This is a genomic window from Pseudomonas sp. Marseille-QA0332, from assembly GCF_054950175.1.
This window is the reverse complement of sequence record NZ_CM143106.1, coordinates 3,462,015-3,479,416: the sequence shown is the minus strand read 5'-3', so window position 1 is coordinate 3,479,416 and position 17,402 is coordinate 3,462,015. Positions and strand designations below refer to the sequence as shown.

General features: G+C 61.2%; 15 protein-coding genes and 2 pseudogenes. 6 read left to right on the top strand and 11 right to left on the bottom strand.

Features of this window, described 5'->3' with window-relative positions:
* From ACY8GK_RS16025 to ACY8GK_RS16000, 6 genes and pseudogenes are all read left to right on the top strand, one after another.
* Complete coding sequence (locus tag ACY8GK_RS16025; RefSeq protein WP_462401612.1) at positions 1–291, top strand: (2Fe-2S)-binding protein; 291 nt, start codon at positions 1–3, stop codon at positions 289–291.
* Complete coding sequence (locus ACY8GK_RS16020) at positions 288–1,646, top strand: FAD/NAD(P)-dependent oxidoreductase (protein WP_462401611.1); 1,359 nt, start codon at positions 288–290, stop codon at positions 1,644–1,646. The genes ACY8GK_RS16025 and ACY8GK_RS16020 overlap by 4 nt, the downstream gene beginning before the upstream one ends.
* Positions 1,643–2,779: an NAD(P)/FAD-dependent oxidoreductase gene (locus tag ACY8GK_RS16015; protein WP_462401610.1), complete on the top strand. Its 1,137-nt coding sequence runs from the start codon at positions 1,643–1,645 to the stop codon at positions 2,777–2,779. The genes ACY8GK_RS16020 and ACY8GK_RS16015 overlap by 4 nt, the downstream gene beginning before the upstream one ends.
* Entirely contained in the window at positions 2,776–3,819 is a 1,044-nt protein-coding gene (locus ACY8GK_RS16010) for an ABC transporter substrate-binding protein (protein WP_462401609.1), read from the top strand. The genes ACY8GK_RS16015 and ACY8GK_RS16010 overlap by 4 nt, the downstream gene beginning before the upstream one ends.
* A 194-nt stretch (positions 3,820–4,013) precedes the next feature.
* Positions 4,014–5,258, top strand: a complete 1,245-nt coding sequence (locus tag ACY8GK_RS16005; protein ID WP_462401608.1) for an OprD family porin — start codon at positions 4,014–4,016, stop codon at positions 5,256–5,258.
* A gap of 338 nt (positions 5,259–5,596) precedes the next feature.
* A pseudogene (locus ACY8GK_RS16000) lies at positions 5,597–6,745 on the top strand (IS3 family transposase).
* 2 nt (positions 6,746–6,747) lie between these two features.
* Here ACY8GK_RS16000 and ACY8GK_RS15995 read toward each other — a convergent pair.
* From ACY8GK_RS15995 to atpE, 11 genes and pseudogenes are all read right to left on the bottom strand, one after another.
* Positions 6,748–7,083 (bottom strand): annotated as a pseudogene (locus ACY8GK_RS15995) (PDDEXK family nuclease); the annotation flags it as partial.
* 274 nt (positions 7,084–7,357) lie between these two features.
* Entirely contained in the window at positions 7,358–9,193 is a 1,836-nt protein-coding gene (gene glmS, locus ACY8GK_RS15990) for a glutamine--fructose-6-phosphate transaminase (isomerizing) (RefSeq protein WP_462401607.1), read from the bottom strand.
* Between the two features lie 11 nt (positions 9,194–9,204).
* Positions 9,205–9,972: a DeoR/GlpR family DNA-binding transcription regulator gene (locus ACY8GK_RS15985; protein WP_196175353.1), complete on the bottom strand. Its 768-nt coding sequence runs from the start codon at positions 9,970–9,972 to the stop codon at positions 9,205–9,207.
* A 155-nt stretch (positions 9,973–10,127) separates the two neighbouring features.
* The gene (gene glmU / locus ACY8GK_RS15980; RefSeq protein ID WP_196175355.1) at positions 10,128–11,495 is read right to left on the bottom strand and encodes a bifunctional UDP-N-acetylglucosamine diphosphorylase/glucosamine-1-phosphate N-acetyltransferase GlmU; all 1,368 of its coding nucleotides are present in this window, start codon (positions 11,493–11,495) and stop codon (positions 10,128–10,130) included.
* 111 nt (positions 11,496–11,606) lie between these two features.
* Positions 11,607–12,032 (bottom strand): F0F1 ATP synthase subunit epsilon, encoded by a 426-nt coding sequence (locus tag ACY8GK_RS15975; protein ID WP_196175357.1) that lies wholly within the window; start codon positions 12,030–12,032, stop codon positions 11,607–11,609.
* Positions 12,033–12,076: 44 nt separating this feature from the next.
* Positions 12,077–13,453 (bottom strand): F0F1 ATP synthase subunit beta, encoded by a 1,377-nt coding sequence (gene atpD / locus ACY8GK_RS15970; protein WP_196175360.1) that lies wholly within the window; start codon positions 13,451–13,453, stop codon positions 12,077–12,079.
* Positions 13,454–13,480: 27 nt separating this feature from the next.
* Entirely contained in the window at positions 13,481–14,341 is an 861-nt protein-coding gene (gene atpG, locus ACY8GK_RS15965; RefSeq protein ID WP_196175362.1) for a F0F1 ATP synthase subunit gamma, read from the bottom strand.
* Between the two features lie 47 nt (positions 14,342–14,388).
* Positions 14,389–15,933: a F0F1 ATP synthase subunit alpha gene (gene atpA, locus ACY8GK_RS15960; RefSeq protein WP_196175364.1), complete on the bottom strand. Its 1,545-nt coding sequence runs from the start codon at positions 15,931–15,933 to the stop codon at positions 14,389–14,391.
* A 21-nt stretch (positions 15,934–15,954) separates the two neighbouring features.
* Complete coding sequence (locus tag ACY8GK_RS15955) at positions 15,955–16,491, bottom strand: F0F1 ATP synthase subunit delta (RefSeq protein ID WP_462401606.1); 537 nt, start codon at positions 16,489–16,491, stop codon at positions 15,955–15,957.
* Between the two features lie 12 nt (positions 16,492–16,503).
* Complete coding sequence (locus ACY8GK_RS15950; RefSeq protein WP_196175369.1) at positions 16,504–16,974, bottom strand: F0F1 ATP synthase subunit B; 471 nt, start codon at positions 16,972–16,974, stop codon at positions 16,504–16,506.
* Positions 16,975–17,032: 58 nt separating this feature from the next.
* Positions 17,033–17,290 carry a F0F1 ATP synthase subunit C gene (atpE, locus tag ACY8GK_RS15945; RefSeq protein ID WP_003097235.1) on the bottom strand — a complete coding sequence of 86 codons (258 nt, stop codon included), beginning with the start codon at positions 17,288–17,290 and terminating at the stop codon, positions 17,033–17,035.
* Positions 17,291–17,402: the final 112 nt, after the last annotated feature.

The following is a 17,402-nucleotide window of genomic DNA, read 5'->3' as shown; positions in this document are numbered from 1 at the left end:
ATGCCCCTGTTCAAGCGCGTGGCCGAGCACGACCGCGAACCACTGCCCTTTCTGCTCGATGGCCAACCAGTCCAGGGTATGAACGGCGACACTCTGCTGACCGCCATCCTGACCAATGCCACGCACCTGCGCGGCAGCGACTTCAGCGCCGAGCCGCGCGCCGGCTTCTGCCTGATGGGTGCTTGCCAGGACTGCTGGGTACGCCTGCAGGATGGGCGCCGGGTGCGAGCCTGCTCGACATTTCTGGAAGCCGGCCAGTGCATCACCCGCGACCCGGGGCGCCGTCCATGACTGCAATCGTGATCATCGGTGCCGGCCCCGCCGGCATCCGCGCCGCGCAAACCCTGGTAGCCCACGGCGTGCGCCCGGTGCTGCTGGACGAAGCCAACCGCGGCGGAGGGCAGATCTACCGCCAGCAGCCGGTCAACTTTCGCCGGTCGGCAAACGCGTTGTACGGCTTCGAGGCCGGCAAGGCACAAGCCGTTCACACCACCCTTGAGCAACTACGCGGGCAACTCGACTACCGTCCGGATACCTTGGTGTGGAACGCCGAGCAGCAGGTGCTGGACACCTTGCAGCAGGGTGAGTTGGCCGACCGCCTGGCGTTCGACCGGGTGATTGTCGCCACCGGCGCCATCGACCGCGTGTTGCCGATCCCCGGCTGGACCTTGCCTGGGGTCTATACCCTGGGCGCCGCACAGATTGCCCTGAAGTTCCAGGGTTGCGCCATCGGCGAGCGGGTGGTGCTGGCAGGCAGTGGGCCGCTGTTGTACTTGGTGGCCTATCAGTACGCCAAGGCCGGGGCCACGGTCAGCGCAGTGCTCGACACCTCGCCGTTCAGCGCCCAAGTACGTGCCCTGCCACGCCTGCTGCTGCAGCCGGGTACCTTCGCCAAGGGCCTCTACTACCGCGCCTGGCTTGCCCGCAAAGGCATACCGGTGCACCAGGGCGTAACCCTGACAAGCATTGACGGCGAACAACGCGCCAGCGGCGTTCGCTGGTCACTCAACGGTCAGCAGCATCAACTGCCTTGCGATGCCGTGGCATTTGCCCACGCCCTGCGCAGCGAAACCCAGCTCGCCGACCTGCTGGGCTGCCAGTTTGCCTGGAACGCTCTCAACCGCGCCTGGCTACCGGTGCGTGACCCCCAGGGCCGCGCCAGCAGCCCCGGCGTGTACCTAGCAGGCGACGGTGCCGGCATCCTGGGTGCCGATGGTGCGGAAATGACCGGCGAACTGGCAGCCCTGACGCTGCTGGCCGACCTCGGCAAACCTGGCAACCCGCAACGCCAGCGACAGCTGCAAAAGCGCTTGGCCACGTTGCAGCGCTTTCGTCAGGGCCTGGAACAAGCCTTCCCGTTCCCCGAACAATGGGCCAGCCAAGCCTCGGACCTGTTGACAGTGTGCCGTTGCGAGCAGGTCAGCGCTGGGGAAATCCGCGCTACCGTGCGCGCCGGGCACTGGGAAATCAACCGGGTCAAAGCCATGTGCCGGGTCGGCATGGGCCGCTGCCAGGGCCGCGTGTGCGGCGCCGCTGCCGCCGAACTGATTGCATGCGAAAGCGGTCGGCCCATTGACCAGGTCGGGCGCCTGCGCGGCCAGGCACCGGTCAAGCCCCTGCCCTTTGGCCTGGAGATCAAGCCATGAAGCTGATCGAGTTGGACGCCATTGTTGTCGGCGGTGGCATCGTCGGCAGCAGCGCTGCATTGACCCTGGCCCGCGGTGGCAAACAGGTGGCGCTGCTTGAACGCGACTTCTGTGGCTCGCATTCCAGCGGGGTGAACTATGGCGGGGTCCGACGCCAGGGCCGCTCGCTCGCCCAGCTACCATTGTCGATGCGCGCCCACGTCATCTGGGGGCAATTGCGCGAGTGGGTCGGCATCGACGGTGAGTACACCCGCAGCGGCCACCTGAAGCTGGCACGCAGCGAAACCGACTTCGACGCCTTGAAGGCTTATGCCCGGCGGACCGCGGCCTTTGACCTGCGCCTGCAACTGCTGGAGCACCGCGAACTGCGCCAGCGCTTCCCTTGGGTGGGCGATATCGCCGTCGGTGCGTCATATTGCCCCGAGGACGGCCATGCCAACCCGCGCTTGGTGTCACCGGCCTTCGCCCAGGCGGCCCGGCACAGCGGCGCCCAGTTGCACGAACAATGCAAAGTGCTGGAGGTAGACCACGACGGCCAGCGCTTCACCGTGCGCACCAGCACAGACCAGTGCTTCAAGGCACCCTGGCTGCTGAACTGTGCCGGCGCCTGGTCGGCGCACCTGGCCGAATACTTTGGTGAACCAGTACCGCTGACGGCGGCCCACCCGGCCATGCTGGTCACCGAGCCACTGCCATTGTTCATGACCGCAAGCACCGGGGTCGAAGGCGGCGGTATCTACGCCCGCCAGGTGGCGCGTGGCAACTGCGTACTGGGCGGCGGGCGCGGTTTTGCCCTGACGGCCACCACCGCACGCCCGGGGCAAGCCGCAGTGCTCGACATCCTGCGCAACGCCACCGAGCTGTACCCGGCCCTGGCCGGCGCCCAGGCGATTCGCACCTGGAGCGGCACCGAAGGCTACCTGCCCGATGGCGAGCCGGTGATTGGCCCCAGCCTGCGCCAACCCGGCCTGCTGCATGGCTTCGGCTTTGCCGGCGCTGGCTTTCAGATTGGCCCGGCAGCCGGTGAAGCCTTGGCGCAATGCGTGCTTCATGGCGCGCCGGCCATCAGCCTGGCGGCCTTTTCCATCAACCGCTTTCAGCCCAACCACCACTACAAGGAAAACCTGTCATGACGCACAAGCAACGTTTGCTCGCCCTGTTCTGCACCGTACCTGGCCTGTTCGCCTGCCTGCCCGCCATGGCGCAACCCACGCTGTACCTGGGCATGAACGGCGGTACCATGGAACGGTTGTTCAGCGACAACATCCTGCCCCGGTTCGAGAAGGCCAACGATGTAAAGGTGGTGATCGTGCCCGGCACGTCGGCCGACATCCTGGCCAAAGTCCAGGCTACGCCGAACAAGCCGTCGATCCATGTGATGGTGCTGGATGACGGCATCATGTACCGCGCCATTGGCATGGGGCTGTGCAGCACGCTCAAGCCAAACCCGACACTGGCCCAGCTGCCGGAAAAGGCCCTGATCAAGGACAAGGCCGCCGCCGTCAGCCTGGGGGTAACCGGGCTGGCCTACAACAGCCGCCTGTTCAAGGAAAAAGGCTGGGCCGCACCCACCTCCTGGAATGACCTGGCCGACCCGCGCTTCAAAGACAAGGTGGTGTTCCAGTCGATGGCCTCGTCCACTTTCGGCCTGCACGGTTTCCTGATGTACAACCGCCTGCACGGTGGCACCGATACCGACGTCAACCCGGGCTTCGCTGCCTGGAAGCAGAACGTTGGCCCGAACGTGCTGGAGTACATCCCCAACTCAGCCAAGCTCTCGGAAATGGTGCAAACCGACGAAGCCGCGCTGTTCCCGCTCACCCCCACCCAGGTGACGGCACTGAAGCTCAAAGGCATCTCGGTGGAGTACGCAGCGCCGAAGGAAGGCGCCGTGGTGCTCAACCAGGCCGAATGCGTCACCGCCAACAACGACCAGCCGGAGCTTGCGCAAAAGCTCGCCGAATTCCTGCTGAGCCCCGAAGCGCAGGCACCGGCTCTGGAGCTGGGGGACCAGATCCCGTCCAACCCCAACACCCCGACCAGCGACAAGACCCGTGGTCAGGTCGAGGCCATGCAGACCTACCTGCAAACGGCCGTGACCATCGACTGGGACCAGGTAAACACCCAACGTCCGGAATGGAACGCCCGCTGGAATCGCCAGATCGAGCGATAGGCCGAGGCCACCTGGCCCGCTGCCGGTACCTCGGGTACCGGCCAGCGGGCGCACCACCCGCTTGAGCCATCTGTAAACGTACGAATGCTCTGCCCTGCACAGGCGCGGACAGGGCTTCTGCACGCCTGCAAAACGGCTCAGGCACCCCTTGCATCACGCTGCCACCTAAATAGAACAAGCAAACGGAGCATGAAATGAGCATCAACACACTCGGCGTCACCGCCCTTTTGCTGGTGTCTGCCAGCCCCTTGCTGCAGGCCAGCGAGCAGTCCGAATCGCCAGGTTTCATCGGAGGCAGCAAGCTGTCTGTCAAGGCACGCAACATGTACATGCAGCGTGACAACCGCGCCAGCGGCGCACGGCAAAACTACGGCGAGGAATGGGCCCAGGGGTTTATCGGTACCTTTCAGTCCGGCTTCACCCAAGGCACCGTTGGCTTTGGCATCGACCTGATCGGCCAGTACGCTTTCAAGCTCGACACGGGTGACGGCCGCATGGGCGGGGGTACGGGCTTGCTGGAGCAGGACACCCATGGCGCCAAGCAAGACATGAGCAAAGCCGGCGCAGCGCTGAAAATGCGCGCGTCCAACACCGTGCTCAAATACGGCACGCAGGTCATGGTAGTGCCTGTGTTGGCCACCTCCGACAGCCGCCTGCTGCCGGAAACCGTCGACGGTTTCTCACTCACCAGCAAGGAAATCCGCAATCTGCAGTTGGACGCGGGGCACTTCACCGGCCTGACCAACCGTAACCAGTCATCCCGAGACAGCGGGCGCATGACCGCCGTGGACTACCTGGGCGGGGTGTACACGTTCAATGAGCGGCTCTCCAGCAGCCTGTACTACGCCAAAACTGCCGAGCACTTTCGCAAGTACTACGTGAACACCCGCTACCTGTTGCCGCTGGGTGGCGGCCAGTCGCTTAAGTTCGACTTCAACGCCTACGACACGCAAAGCATCGGCCAGGCCCGCAGTGGCGACCTGGACAACCGCATCTGGAGCCTGGGGGGTACCTGGACGCTGGGCGCTCATGCCTTCACCCTGGCCTACCAGAAGGTGTCCGGCACCGGCGACTACGTGTACGGGCCAGACGGCAACGCGGTCTACAACTTTGCCAACTCGGTGCAGTACTCCGACTTCGACTACGAGAACGAAAAGTCCTGGCAGGCCCGTTACGACCTGAATATGGCCGCTTATGGCGTACCGGGGCTGAGCTTCATGACCCGCTATGTGAGAGGCACCGACTTCAAGAGCGGCACCGGCGGCGACCTGGATGGCAAGGCCTGGGAGCGTGACGTTGAAGTACGCTATGTGGTGCAGGCAGGCGTAGCCAAAGACTTGTCGTTCCGGGTGCGGCAGGCCAGCTACCGTAGCTCAGATCGCGGAGGGCGTATTGATGAAGTCAGAGTGATCACCGAGTACCCTTTCAACTTCTTCTAGATGCTGGTCCCAATAAGCATACGGCATCACTGGGTGACCCTAGTGGTGCCTGCACTGACAAAATAGTTCTAGGAAAAACCGACGTACCAAGCGGCTCGTCGATGGGCTTCCTACACTACTCCCGCTGACAAGCGAAGCGGCTTATTCAGATCAACGGCTTGACCCAAAAACGTAAAACCCCCGTAGATACGGGGGCTTAAGCGTTGTGTCAAACTTTAAGATCTTGTGTCAATCTTTGTTGTTCAAAGCCACCGTGGTTGATGGCGACACTGGATTGAATCGCTCCTGGTTTCGTAGACACCTTCAAGCCTCATAATGAGGCCCAAATAGGAGGTGCCATGAGTCGTCAGTTACCCGGAAGAGTTCAAGATCGAAGCGGTCAAGCAAGTGACCGAAAAAGGCAAGCCTGTCGCCGATGTCGCCCAGCGCCTGGGCATGTCCGTGCACAGCCTCTACGCCTGGATCAAGGTCTACAGCAAGCCCCAAGAGCAGCGTCAGCAAGACGACGATCAGCAGGCCGAACTTCGCAAGCTACGCGCTGAACTCAAGCGTGTGACTGAAGAGCGAGATATCTTAAAAAAGGCCGCCGCGTACTTTGCCAAGGAGTGCGGCTGAAGTACGCCTTCATCAAGAAGCACTCGACTGATTACTCGGTGCGGCGCCTTTGCCAAACCCTCAAGGTGCACCCCAGCGGCTACTACGCCTGGCTGGCCGAGCCTCAGTCTGCCCGAGCAAAAGAAGATCAACGTCTGCTTGGCTTAATCAAACACGCTTGGCTGGAAAGCGGAGGTGTATACGGCTACCGCAAAATTCACGATGACCTGCGTGAGCTGGGGGAGGAATGCGGTCGAAATCGAGTCGGGCGCTTGATGCAGGCGGAGGGGCTGCGTTCGCAAACGGGCTAACGGCGGCGTCCAGGGTTTCATGGTGGAAAACCAACAGTGGCCTCGCCCAACCACCTCGCGCGGCAGTTCAAGGTCAGTGAGCCGAACAAGGTCTGGGTGACAGATATCACTTACATCCGCACCTATGAAGGGTGGCTCTACCTCGCGGTAGTGCTGGATCTGTTCTCACGCCAAGTAATTGGTTGGTCAATGAAGCCAAGGATGTGCAGCGACTTGGCAATCGACGCGATGTTGATGGCCGTTTGGCGACGCAAGCCACAGCAGCAAGTGATGATTCACTCAGACCAAGGCAGTCAGCTCAGTAGTTCAGATTGGCAAAGCTTCTTGAAGGCCAACAATGTAATCAGCAGCATGAGCCGCCGGGGAAACTGCCACGACAATGCCGTAGCCGAGAGCTTTTTCCAGCTTTTGAAGCGGGAGCGAATCCGACGAAAGATCTACACAACGCGTGAAGAAGCCCGAAGTGATATTTTCGATTACATCGAGATGTTCTATAACCCTAAGCGCCGACACAGCAGTGCTATGCAGCTGTCTCCAGTAGAGTATGAGAAACGCTATTTCCTGAGCTTGGAGAGTGTCTAGGAAACCAGGGGCGATTCAGTTTTAGGATATCTCGGATACCTCACACCTATCGCGGTCGCGATCGCTTGTGCACGCTCAATCGGAAACAGTGGGTACTGCTCACGAATATCCACTACATCTTCAGAGAACTCGCAAACAAGAAAGTAAGAACGCTCAAGATCGGAAAAAAAATGGTGGATCCGATCTACCTTTACTCCCTGGATCTTGTGTGAGCGCCCTCTCGAAGGAACGTCCTGCACTCGGAGCCATGGCACATAGCTGACGCCGGCGCCCTCGCCAAATCCATTTGCTACGTGCCGTTCAATGTCCTGCTGTGATGCAAACCTGCGACCTCGCAACCCACGCCTCCTCAGTCCATGCGTACAGCTTCACCTCACGCCGGAAAAAGACAGTAGGGATCGCCGTGGCGACCAGCTAGAGGGACTCCTACCCTACACCCGTCACAAATCGAAGCGATGAATCCAGACCAGTGGAAAAGGCCTGGAAAAGGAAAACCCCGTAAATACGGGGGTTTCAGGAACGTGTCAATCTATGTTACGTGGTGTCAAACTTTATTGTTTTGTGTCAATCTTTATTGTTCAAAACCACTAACCCCGTGAAGCGATCCGACGCTTATTCCACCGTCACCGACTTGGCCAGGTTGCGCGGCTGGTCCACATCGGTCCCCTTGAGCACTGCCACATAGTACGACAGCAGCTGCAGCGGGATGGTGTAGAGGATCGGTGCCAGGGCGTCGGCGATATGCGGCAGCTCGATGACATGAGTGCCTTCGCCATTGGTCAGGCCGGCCTCGGCGTCGGCGAAGACCACCAGCTGGCCACCTCGGGCGCGGACTTCCTGGAGGTTGGACTTGAGCTTCTCGAGCAGCTCGTTGTTAGGTGCCACGGTGACGACTGGCATGTCGCTGTCGACCAGCGCCAGCGGGCCATGCTTGAGTTCGCCTGCCGGATAGGCCTCGGCGTGGATGTAGGAGATCTCCTTGAGCTTCAGTGCTCCTTCCATGGCCACGGGGAATTGCGCGCCACGGCCGAGGAACAACGTGTGGTGCTTGTCGGCGAACAGTTCGGCGGTCTTCTCCACCACGTTGTCCATCGCCAAGGCTTCGCCCAGTCGTGCCGGCAGGCGACGCAGTTCTTCGACCAGCTCGGCTTCCACGCCCTGCTCCAGGATGCCACGCACCTGGCCGAGCGCCAGGGTCAGCAGCATCAGCGACACCAGCTGGGTAGTGAAGGCCTTGGTGGAAGCCACGCCGATTTCCGGACCGGCCAGGGTCAGCAAGGTCAGGTCGGACTCACGCACCAGCGAGCTGATGCCGACGTTGCAGATCGCCAGGCTACCAAGGAAGCCCAAAGCCTTGGCGTTGCGCAGGGCAGCCAAGGTATCGGCGGTCTCGCCGGACTGGGAGATCGAGACGAACAGCGTGTCGGGCTGCACGACCACCTTGCGATACCGGAACTCGCTGGCCACTTCCACCTGGCACGGAATGCCCGCCAGGCTTTCGAGCCAGTAACGCGCGACCATGCCGGCATGGTAGCTGGTACCGCAGGCGACGATCTGCACGTTGCGGACCTTGGCGAACAGCTCGGCCGCCTGGGGTCCGAAAGCCTGGACCATCACATGATCCTTGCCAAGGCGGCTTTCCAGCGTGCGCTGGACCACGCTAGGCTGCTCGTGGATTTCCTTGAGCATGAAGTGACGATAGCTACCCTTGTCGGCTGCCTCGGCGCCTTCATGGTATTGCACCGTCTCACGCTGCACGCGCTCGCCGTGCTGGTCCCAGACGGTCACCTGGTCGCGGCGGATCTCGGCGATGTCGCCCTCCTCCAGGTACATGAAACGGTCGGTGACCTGGCGTAGCGCCAGCTGGTCGGAAGCCAGGAAGTTCTCGCCTAGGCCCAGGCCGATCACCAGCGGGCTGCCGCTGCGGGCTGCCAGCAGGCGGTCGGGCTGGGCGACACTGATCACGGCCAGCCCGTACGCGCCATGCAGGCGCTTGACGGCTGCCTTCAGCGCATCGCCCAGGTCGGGCAGTTCCTTGAGCAAGTGATGGATCAGGTGGACGATGACTTCGGTATCGGTCTGCGAACTGAACAGGTAACCCATGCCCTTGAGCTCTTCGCGCAGGGCTTCGTGGTTCTCGATGATGCCGTTGTGCACCACCGCCAGCTCGTGGCCGGAGAAGTGCGGGTGGGCATTGTCTTCGCTAGGGGCGCCGTGGGTTGCCCAACGGGTATGGGCGATGCCCAGCTGGCCGGACAGCGGATCGTCAGTCAGCGCCGCTTCCAGTTCGCTGACCTTGCCGATGCGGCGGCGGCGCTCCAATTGTTCGTTGCCAGTCAGCACTGCCAGCCCGGCACTGTCGTAGCCGCGGTATTCCAGCCGCTTGAGGCCTTCGATGAGGATGGCGGTGATATTACGCTCGGCAACGGCTCCGACGATTCCACACATGGGTTTTGCTCCTAGCTGAGAGCGGCGCAGATCAGGTTTACGCCGCGGGCTTGAATCTGTTCGCGCGCCTCTGCGGGCAGGCGGTCATCGGTGACAAGGGTATTGATACTGTTCCACGGCAGTTCGAGGTTGGGGATCTTGCGGCCGACCTTGTCGGACTCGACCATGACGATCACCTCGCGAGCCACTTCGGCCATCACTCGGCTCAGGCCGAGCAGTTCGTTGAAGGTGGTGGTGCCGCGGTCCAGGTCGATGCCGTCGGCACCGATGAACAGCTGGTCGAAGTCGTAGGAGCGCAGCACCTGTTCGGCGACCTGCCCCTGGAAGGATTCGGAATGCGGATCCCAGGTGCCGCCGGTCATGAGCAAGACGGGCTCGTGCTCGAGTTCGCTGATGGCTTGGGCGACGTTCAAGGAATTGGTCATGACTACCAGGCCTGGCTGCCGTCCCAGTTCGGGAATCATCGCGGCCGTGGTGCTGCCGCTGTCGATGATGATCCGCGCATGCTCGCGGATGCGCCCTACCGCAGCCCTGGCGATGGCTTGCTTGTACAGGGAAACGGGCTGGACCGAATCGGCCAGCAGTTCCTGAGGCATGGTGATGGCGCCGCCATAGCGACGGAGCAGCAGACCGTTGGCCTCGAGCGCGGCCAAGTCCTTGCGAATGGTGACCTCCGAGGTCTCGAAGCGTTTGGCCAGGGCATCGACGCTCACCTCGCCCATTTCGTTGAGCAAGGCCAGGATGTTGTGACGACGCTGGGGCGTGTTTCGTTTCGACATGACCGCTTTAAGTTTCGATTCGAAAGATAATGGTTGCAATCAAAACCTAAAGCGGGCCTTTCGTCAAGTCATTTGATTGTGGACAGAAACTGCCGGCCAGAGACGAAAAAACCGACTTATTCACATAAGTCGGTTTTTTCATGCTCCTGTGGATATCAGTCCTTGCGGATCTTTTCCGGACGTTTCCAGCCATCGATATTGCGCTGACGACCACGGGCCACGGCCAGTTGCCTGGCTTCCACCGACTGGGTGATGGTAGAGCCCGCCGCCGTGGTCGCGCCTGCCTGGATTTCCACCGGCGCCACCAGGGAATTGTTGGAACCGATGAAGACGTCCTCGCCCATTACCGTCTTGAATTTGTTGGCACCATCGTAGTTGCAAGTGATGGTCCCGGCACCGATGTTGGTGCGTGCGCCGATCTCGGCATCGCCCAGGTAGGACAGATGACCGGCTTTGGCGCCTTCGCCGAGGTGAGCGTTCTTCAGTTCCACGAAGTTACCCACATGCGCACGGGCTTCGAGCACGCTGCCAGGGCGCAGGCGAGCGAACGGACCAGCATCGCTGCCCTCGCCCAGTACGGCGCCCTCCAGGTGACTGTTGGCCTTGACCACTGCGTTCCTGCGCAGCGTACTGTCCTTTATCACACAGTTCGGACCGATCTGCACGCCATCCTCGAGCACCACCTTGCCTTCGAGGACCACGTTGACATCGATCAGCACGTCACGACCGACCGTCACCTGCCCACGTACGTCGAAGCGTGCCGGGTCACGTAGGGTCACGCCCTGGGCCATGAGGCGACGGCCTTCGCGCAGCTGGAAGTGACGCTCGAGCTCGGCCAGTTGCCGACGGTCGTTGGCACCCTGCACTTCCATCGGATCCTGCGGTTGCTCGGTGGCTACCACCAGGTCATCGGCGACCGCCATGGCGATCACGTCGGTCAGGTAATACTCGCCTTGCGCATTGTCGTTGGACAACCGGCTCAGCCAGTCGGCAAGCCGCGCAGCCGGGACTGCGAGGATTCCGGTATTGCCTTCCTTGATCGCGCGCTGGGCTTCGCTGGCGTCCTTGTGCTCGACGATCGCCGTCACCTCACCGCGTTCGTCGCGCACGATACGGCCGTACCCGGTCGGATCTTCCAGCGAGACGGTCAACAGGCCCAACTGACGATCGTTCACCTTGGCCAGCAACCGCTGCAGAGTTTCCACTTCGATCAGCGGCACGTCGCCGTAGAGGATCAGCACGGTATCGGCAGACAGTGCCGGCAGCGCCTGGGCCACCGCGTGGCCAGTACCGAGCTGCTTGTCCTGCAGGACGAAATTCAGGTCATCGGCGGCCAGGCGTTCACGGACCAGCTCGGCGCCATGCCCGATGACCACATGGATGCCCTGCGGCTGCAACTGGCGCGCGCTGTGGATGACGTGACCGAGCATCGAGTTGCCAGCAACCGGATGCAACACCTTGGGCAGCGCAGAGCGCATGCGGGTACCTTGGCCTGCAGCGAGAATTACGATATCGAGTGACATTGACTGGCTACCAATCCTGGGCGGTCAGCGATGACCGGTTATGAGTGACGGAAAAAGAAAAAGGGTAGCCGATGGCTACCCTTTTTCTCAATCGGCGCGAAGCCAGTGACATCAGCCACCGAACTTCTTGCGAATCTGCTGGACGGTACGCAGCTGGGCTGCGGCCTCGGCCAGACGTGCGGCGGCGGCTCCGTAGTCGAAGTCGGCGCCTTTTTCGTGCAGGGCCTTTTCGGCGGCCTTGACCGCTTCCTGAGCCGAAGCCTCGTCCAGGTCTGCAGCACGTTGCACGGTATCGGCAAGCACCTTGACCATGTTCGGCTGCACTTCGAGGAAGCCACCGGAGATGTAGAACACCTCGCGCTCGCCACCCTGCTTGGTCAGCGTGATCGGACCCGGCTTCAGATTGGTGATGAGCGGGGCGTGGCCTGGGGTGATACCGAGATCACCCAGGTTGCCGTGCGCAATCACCATCTCGACCAGACCGGAGAAAATCTCTCCTTCCGCGCTGACGATATCGCAATGGACTGTCATAGCCATCTGCTTGCCTCAACCTGATTAGCGCCCCTTGCGAGGCGCCGGGATTACAGTTTCTTGGCTTTCTCGACCGCTTCTTCGATGCTGCCGACCATGTAGAACGCTTGTTCCGGCAGGTGGTCGTAGTCACCCTTGAGAATGCCGCTGAAGCCAGCGATGGTGTCTTTCAGCGAAACGTACTTGCCTGGCGAGCCGGTGAAGACTTCTGCCACGAAGAACGGCTGGGAAAGGAAGCGCTGGATCTTACGAGCGCGGGATACCAGCTGCTTGTCGGATTCGGACAGTTCGTCCATACCCAGGATCGCGATGATGTCCTTGAGCTCCTTGTAGCGCTGCAGTACGTACTGCACGCCACGCGCGGTCTCGTAGTGCTCGGTGCCGATCACGTTCGGGTCCAGCTGGCGCGAGGTCGAGTCCAGTGGATCGACCGCTGGGTAGATACCCAGGGAGGCGATGTCACGCGACAGAACGACGGTAGCGTCCAGGTGGGCGAAGGTGGTGGCTGGCGACGGGTCGGTCAGGTCGTCCGCAGGTACGTATACGGCCTGGATCGAAGTGATCGAGCCCTGCTTGGTGGAGGTGATGCGCTCCTGCAGGACACCCATCTCCTCGGCCAGGGTCGGCTGGTAGCCTACTGCCGAAGGCATACGGCCCAGCAGTGCGGATACTTCGGTACCGGCCAGGGTGTAACGGTAGATGTTGTCGACGAACAGCAGAACGTCGTTGCCTTCGTCACGGAACTTCTCGGCCATGGTCAGGCCGGTCAGAGCGACGCGCAGACGGTTTCCTGGTGGCTCGTTCATCTGGCCGTAGACCAGTGCGACCTTGTCCAGTACGTTCGAGTCCTTCATCTCGTGGTAGAAGTCGTTACCCTCACGAGTACGCTCGCCCACACCAGCGAACACGGAATAACCGCTGTGCTCGATGGCGATGTTACGGATCAGTTCCATCATGTTGACGGTCTTGCCGACGCCGGCGCCACCGAACAGGCCTACCTTGCCGCCCTTGGCGAACGGGCAGACCAGGTCGATGACCTTGATGCCGGTTTCCAGCAGGTCGTTGCCGCCTGCTTGTTCTGCGAACGAAGGCGCGGCACGGTGGATGCCCCAGCGCTCTTCTTCACCGATCGGACCGGCTTCGTCGATGGGGTTACCCAGGACGTCCATGATGCGACCCAGGGTCGCCTTGCCGACCGGTACTGCGATCGCAGCGCCAGTGTCGGCAACGCTCAGGCCACGCTTGAGGCCTTCGGTCGAACCCATTGCGATGGTACGAACCACGCCGTCGCCCAGCTGCTGCTGAACTTCCAGGGTGGTTTGCGCGCCTTCTACCTTCAGCGCGTTGTATACACTCGGTACCACGTCGCGTGGGAATTCCACGTCGATGACGGCGCCGATGATTTGAACGATGCGTCCGCTACTCATAGCTGGATCCTCTGAATATGTGAACCGTTAAACCGCGGCAGCGCCGCCGACGATTTCCGAGATCTCCTGGGTGATCGCAGCCTGACGCGCCTTGTTGTAGATCAGCTGGAGGTCGCTGATCAGGTCACCGGCGTTGTCTGTGGCGTTCTTCATGGCGATCATCCGGGCAGCCTGTTCGGCCGCATTGTTCTCGACCACCGCCTGGTAGACCTGCGACTCCACGTAACGCACCATCAGGCCGTCCAGCAGCTCCTTGGCGTCGGGTTCGTACAGGTAGTCCCAGTGGTGCTTGAGTTCCTGATCCGGGGTTGCCACCAACGGTACCAGTTGCTCGACCGTCGGTTGTTGAGTCATGGTATTGATGAACTTGTTCGACACCACGGAGAGGCGATCGATACGGCCATCGAGGTAGGCGTCCAGCATCACCTTGACGCTGCCGATCAGATCGTTGATCGACGGCTCTTCGCCCAGGTGGCTGATCGCGGCCACGACGTTGCCGCCAAAGCTGCGGAAGAATGCCGCACCCTTGCTGCCGATCACGCACAGGTCGATTTCCACGCCCTGTTCGCGGTTGGCGTTCATGTCCTTGACCAGGGCCTTGAACAGGTTGGTATTCAAGCCGCCGCACAGACCACGGTCGCTGCTCACCACGATGTAACCGACGCGCTTGACGGCGCGCTCGATCATGAACGGGTGGCGGTATTCCGGGTTGGCGTTGGCCAGATGACCGATCACCTGGCGGATACGCTCCGCGTAAGGACGGCTAGCAGCCATGCGCGTTTGTGCCTTGCGCATCTTGCTGACCGCCACTTTCTCCATGGCGCTGGTAATCTTTTGCGTGCTTTTGATGCTCGCAATCTTACTGCGAATCTCTTTTGCGCCTGCCATGTATCACCTATCAGGTTAGCAAGCGGGGGCCGGGCCCCCGCTGCGGCTTACCAGGTCTGGGTGGCCTTGAACTTCTCGATGCCGGCTTTCATGCCAGCGTCGATTTCGTCGTTGAAGTCACCTTTCACGTTGATCTTGGCCATCAGGTCGGCGTGATCGCGGTTGAAGTAGGCGATCAGCGCTTGCTCGAAGCTGCCGATCTTGGCGATTTCGACGTCGGTCAGGAAGCCACGCTCGGCGGCGTACAGCGACAGCGCCATGTCCGCGATGGACATCGGAGCATACTGCTTCTGCTTCATCAGCTCGGTAACGCGCTGACCATGCTCCAGCTGCTTGCGGGTCGCTTCGTCCAGGTCCGAGGCGAACTGGGCGAAGGCCGCCAGTTCACGGTACTGGGCCAGCGCGGTACGAATACCACCGGACAGCTTCTTGATGATCTTGGTCTGAGCGGCACCACCGACACGGGATACCGACACACCGGCGTTCACTGCAGGGCGGATGCCCGAGTTGAACATGGCCGATTCCAGGAAGATCTGACCGTCGGTGATGGAGATCACGTTGGTCGGAACGAACGCGGAAACGTCGCCAGCCTGGGTCTCGATGATCGGCAGCGCGGTCAGCGAGCCGGTCTTGCCGGTCACGGCACCGTTGGTGAACTTCTCGACGTATTCCTCGGAAACGCGCGAAGCACGCTCCAGCAGGCGGGAGTGGAGATAGAACACGTCACCTGGATATGCTTCGCGTCCTGGTGGACGGCGCAGCAGCAGGGAGATCTGACGGTAGGCGACAGCCTGCTTGGACAGGTCATCGTAGACGATCAGCGCGTCTTCGCCGCGGTCACGGAAGAATTCGCCCATGGTGCAGCCGGCATAAGGTGCCAGGAACTGCAGCGCGGCGGATTCCGAAGCACTGGCAGCCACGACGATGGTGTTGGCCAGGGCGCCGTTCTCTTCCAGCTTGCGCACGACGTTGGCGATGGTCGACTGCTTCTGGCCGACGGCCACGTAGACGCAGAAGATGCCGCTGTCTTTCTGGTTGATGATCGCATCGACCGCCATCGCGGTCTTGCCGATCTGACGGTCACCGATGATCAGCTCGCGCTGGCCACGGCCGACAGGGATCATGGCGTCCACGGCCTTGTAGCCAGTCTGTACAGGCTGGTCTACCGACTTACGCCAGATCACGCCTGGAGCGACCTTCTCGACAGCGTCGGTCTCGGTGTTGTTCAGCGGGCCCTTGCCATCGATCGGGTTGCCCAGTGCATCGACGACGCGACCCAGCAGTTCCTTGCCGACCGGAACCTCCAGGATGCGGCCGGTGCACTTGGCGCTCATGCCCTCGGCGAGGGTGGTGTACGCGCCCAGCACGACCGCGCCCACGGAGTCTTGCTCCAGGTTCAGGGCCATGCCGTACACGCCGCCCGGGAACTCGATCATTTCGCCGTACATGACGTCGGCCAGACCGTGGATCCGCACGATACCGTCGGAAACGCTGACAACGGTACCTTCGTTACGGGCTTGGGAGCTGACATCGAGTTTCTCGATGCGGCCCTTGATGATTTCACTAATTTCGGAAGGATTGAGTTGCTGCATTGCTCTGCTGCCCCTTCAAACTCAAGATTTCAATGCTTCGGCCAGTTTCGCGATCTTGCCGCGAACAGAGCCATCGATTACCAGGTCGCCGGCGCGGATGATGACACCGCCGATCAGGCTGGCATCCTCCGACGCGTGCAGGCGCACTTCCTGGCCTAGCCGTGCACTGAGAACCTTGGCGAGTTTGTCTTGCTGTTCTTGGTTCAACGCAAAAGCACTGGTGACTTCCACGTCCACGGATCTTTCCTGCTCGGCCTTGTACAGCTCGAACAGGTTGGCGATCTCCGGCAACAGCAGGAGACGGTCGTTTTCCGCGGCAACATGAATGAAATTCCGTGCCTGTTCGTCGAACTTGTCACCGCACACTTCAATGAAAGTGGCGGCCTTTTCTGCGCTCGTCAGTCGCGGGGCCTTGAGCAGGCGCTGCATGGTGTCGTCTTCCGACACCGCAGCAGCCAGGCCGAGCATGGCTGACCAATTGGCCAGCTGCTGATGGGCCTGGGCGTGCTCGAAGGCAGCCTTAGCGTAAGGTCGGGCCAACGTGGTCAGTTCTGCCATGATCGCCCTCGCTTAAATTTCAGCGGCCAGTTTGTTAACCAGCTCCGCATGCGCGTTTTGATCGATTGTGGCGCCAAGGATCTTTTCAGCACCGCCGACCGCCAGGCTGCCCACTTGGGCACGCAGGGCGTCCTTGACGCTGTTGAGCTCCTGTTCGATCTCGGCCTGAGCCTGAGCCTTCACACGGTCAGCTTCGACGCGAGCCTGATCACGGGCTTCCTCGACAAGCTGAGCAGCGCGTTTCTTGGCCTGCTCAATGATTTCAGCCGCCTGTGCCTTTGCTTCGCGCAGTTGCTGACCCACTTTCTCCTGGGCCAGCTCCAGATCGCGAGCAGCGCGGTTGGCAGCGTCCAAACCATCGGCAATCTTCTTCTGGCGATCCTGCAGAGCGGTGATGACCGGAGGCCACACGTACTTCATGCAGAAGACGACAAAAATCAGGAAAGCAACGGATTGGCCAATCAGGGTTGCATTAATGTTCACGCCAACACCTCGCTCGGTCTTTGTTCATCACAGCCATCCACTCGTTGGAAACGAGTGATTAGCCGGCGATCTGACCAACGAAGGGGTTTGCGAAGGTGAAGAACAGAGCGATACCAACACCGATCATGGTCACGGCGTCGAGCAGACCGGCGACGATGAACATCTTGACCTGCAGCATCGGAACCATCTCTGGCTGACGAGCAGCACCTTCCAGGAACTTGCCGCCCAGCAGGCCGAAACCAATGGCGGTGCCCAGAGCACCCAGACCGATCAGCAGAGCAACAGCGATAGCGGTAAGACCAACTACAGTTTCCATCTTTCCTCCCGACTTTTACGTCGTATTGGTTAGGTTTTTAGTTTGAAGCGGTAAAACAAATCGTCAGGTACAACTGCCCTTGCGGACTTATTCCGGCCTTCCTCCCGGACGA

What these genes read in the sequence shown, in the direction of transcription:
- ACY8GK_RS15955 (WP_462401606.1), bottom strand. Translation starts at nt 16,491, where the DNA reads ATGGCAGAACTGACCACGTTGGCCCGACCTTACGCTAAGGCTGCCTTC.
- ACY8GK_RS16025 (WP_462401612.1), top strand. Translation starts at nt 1, where the DNA reads ATGCCCCTGTTCAAGCGCGTGGCCGAGCACGACCGCGAACCACTGCCC.
- glmU (WP_196175355.1), bottom strand. Translation starts at nt 11,495, where the DNA reads ATGTCACTCGATATCGTAATTCTCGCTGCAGGCCAAGGTACCCGCATG.
- ACY8GK_RS16010 (WP_462401609.1), top strand. Translation starts at nt 2,776, where the DNA reads ATGACGCACAAGCAACGTTTGCTCGCCCTGTTCTGCACCGTACCTGGC.
- glmS (WP_462401607.1), bottom strand. Translation starts at nt 9,193, where the DNA reads ATGTGTGGAATCGTCGGAGCCGTTGCCGAGCGTAATATCACCGCCATC.
- ACY8GK_RS16015 (WP_462401610.1), top strand. Translation starts at nt 1,643, where the DNA reads ATGAAGCTGATCGAGTTGGACGCCATTGTTGTCGGCGGTGGCATCGTC.
- atpG (WP_196175362.1), bottom strand. Translation starts at nt 14,341, where the DNA reads ATGGCAGGCGCAAAAGAGATTCGCAGTAAGATTGCGAGCATCAAAAGC.
- ACY8GK_RS15985 (WP_196175353.1), bottom strand. Translation starts at nt 9,972, where the DNA reads ATGTCGAAACGAAACACGCCCCAGCGTCGTCACAACATCCTGGCCTTG.
- atpE (WP_003097235.1), bottom strand. Translation starts at nt 17,290, where the DNA reads ATGGAAACTGTAGTTGGTCTTACCGCTATCGCTGTTGCTCTGCTGATC.
- atpD (WP_196175360.1), bottom strand. Translation starts at nt 13,453, where the DNA reads ATGAGTAGCGGACGCATCGTTCAAATCATCGGCGCCGTCATCGACGTG.
- atpA (WP_196175364.1), bottom strand. Translation starts at nt 15,933, where the DNA reads ATGCAGCAACTCAATCCTTCCGAAATTAGTGAAATCATCAAGGGCCGC.
- ACY8GK_RS16020 (WP_462401611.1), top strand. Translation starts at nt 288, where the DNA reads ATGACTGCAATCGTGATCATCGGTGCCGGCCCCGCCGGCATCCGCGCC.
- ACY8GK_RS15975 (WP_196175357.1), bottom strand. Translation starts at nt 12,032, where the DNA reads ATGGCTATGACAGTCCATTGCGATATCGTCAGCGCGGAAGGAGAGATT.
- ACY8GK_RS16005 (WP_462401608.1), top strand. Translation starts at nt 4,014, where the DNA reads ATGAGCATCAACACACTCGGCGTCACCGCCCTTTTGCTGGTGTCTGCC.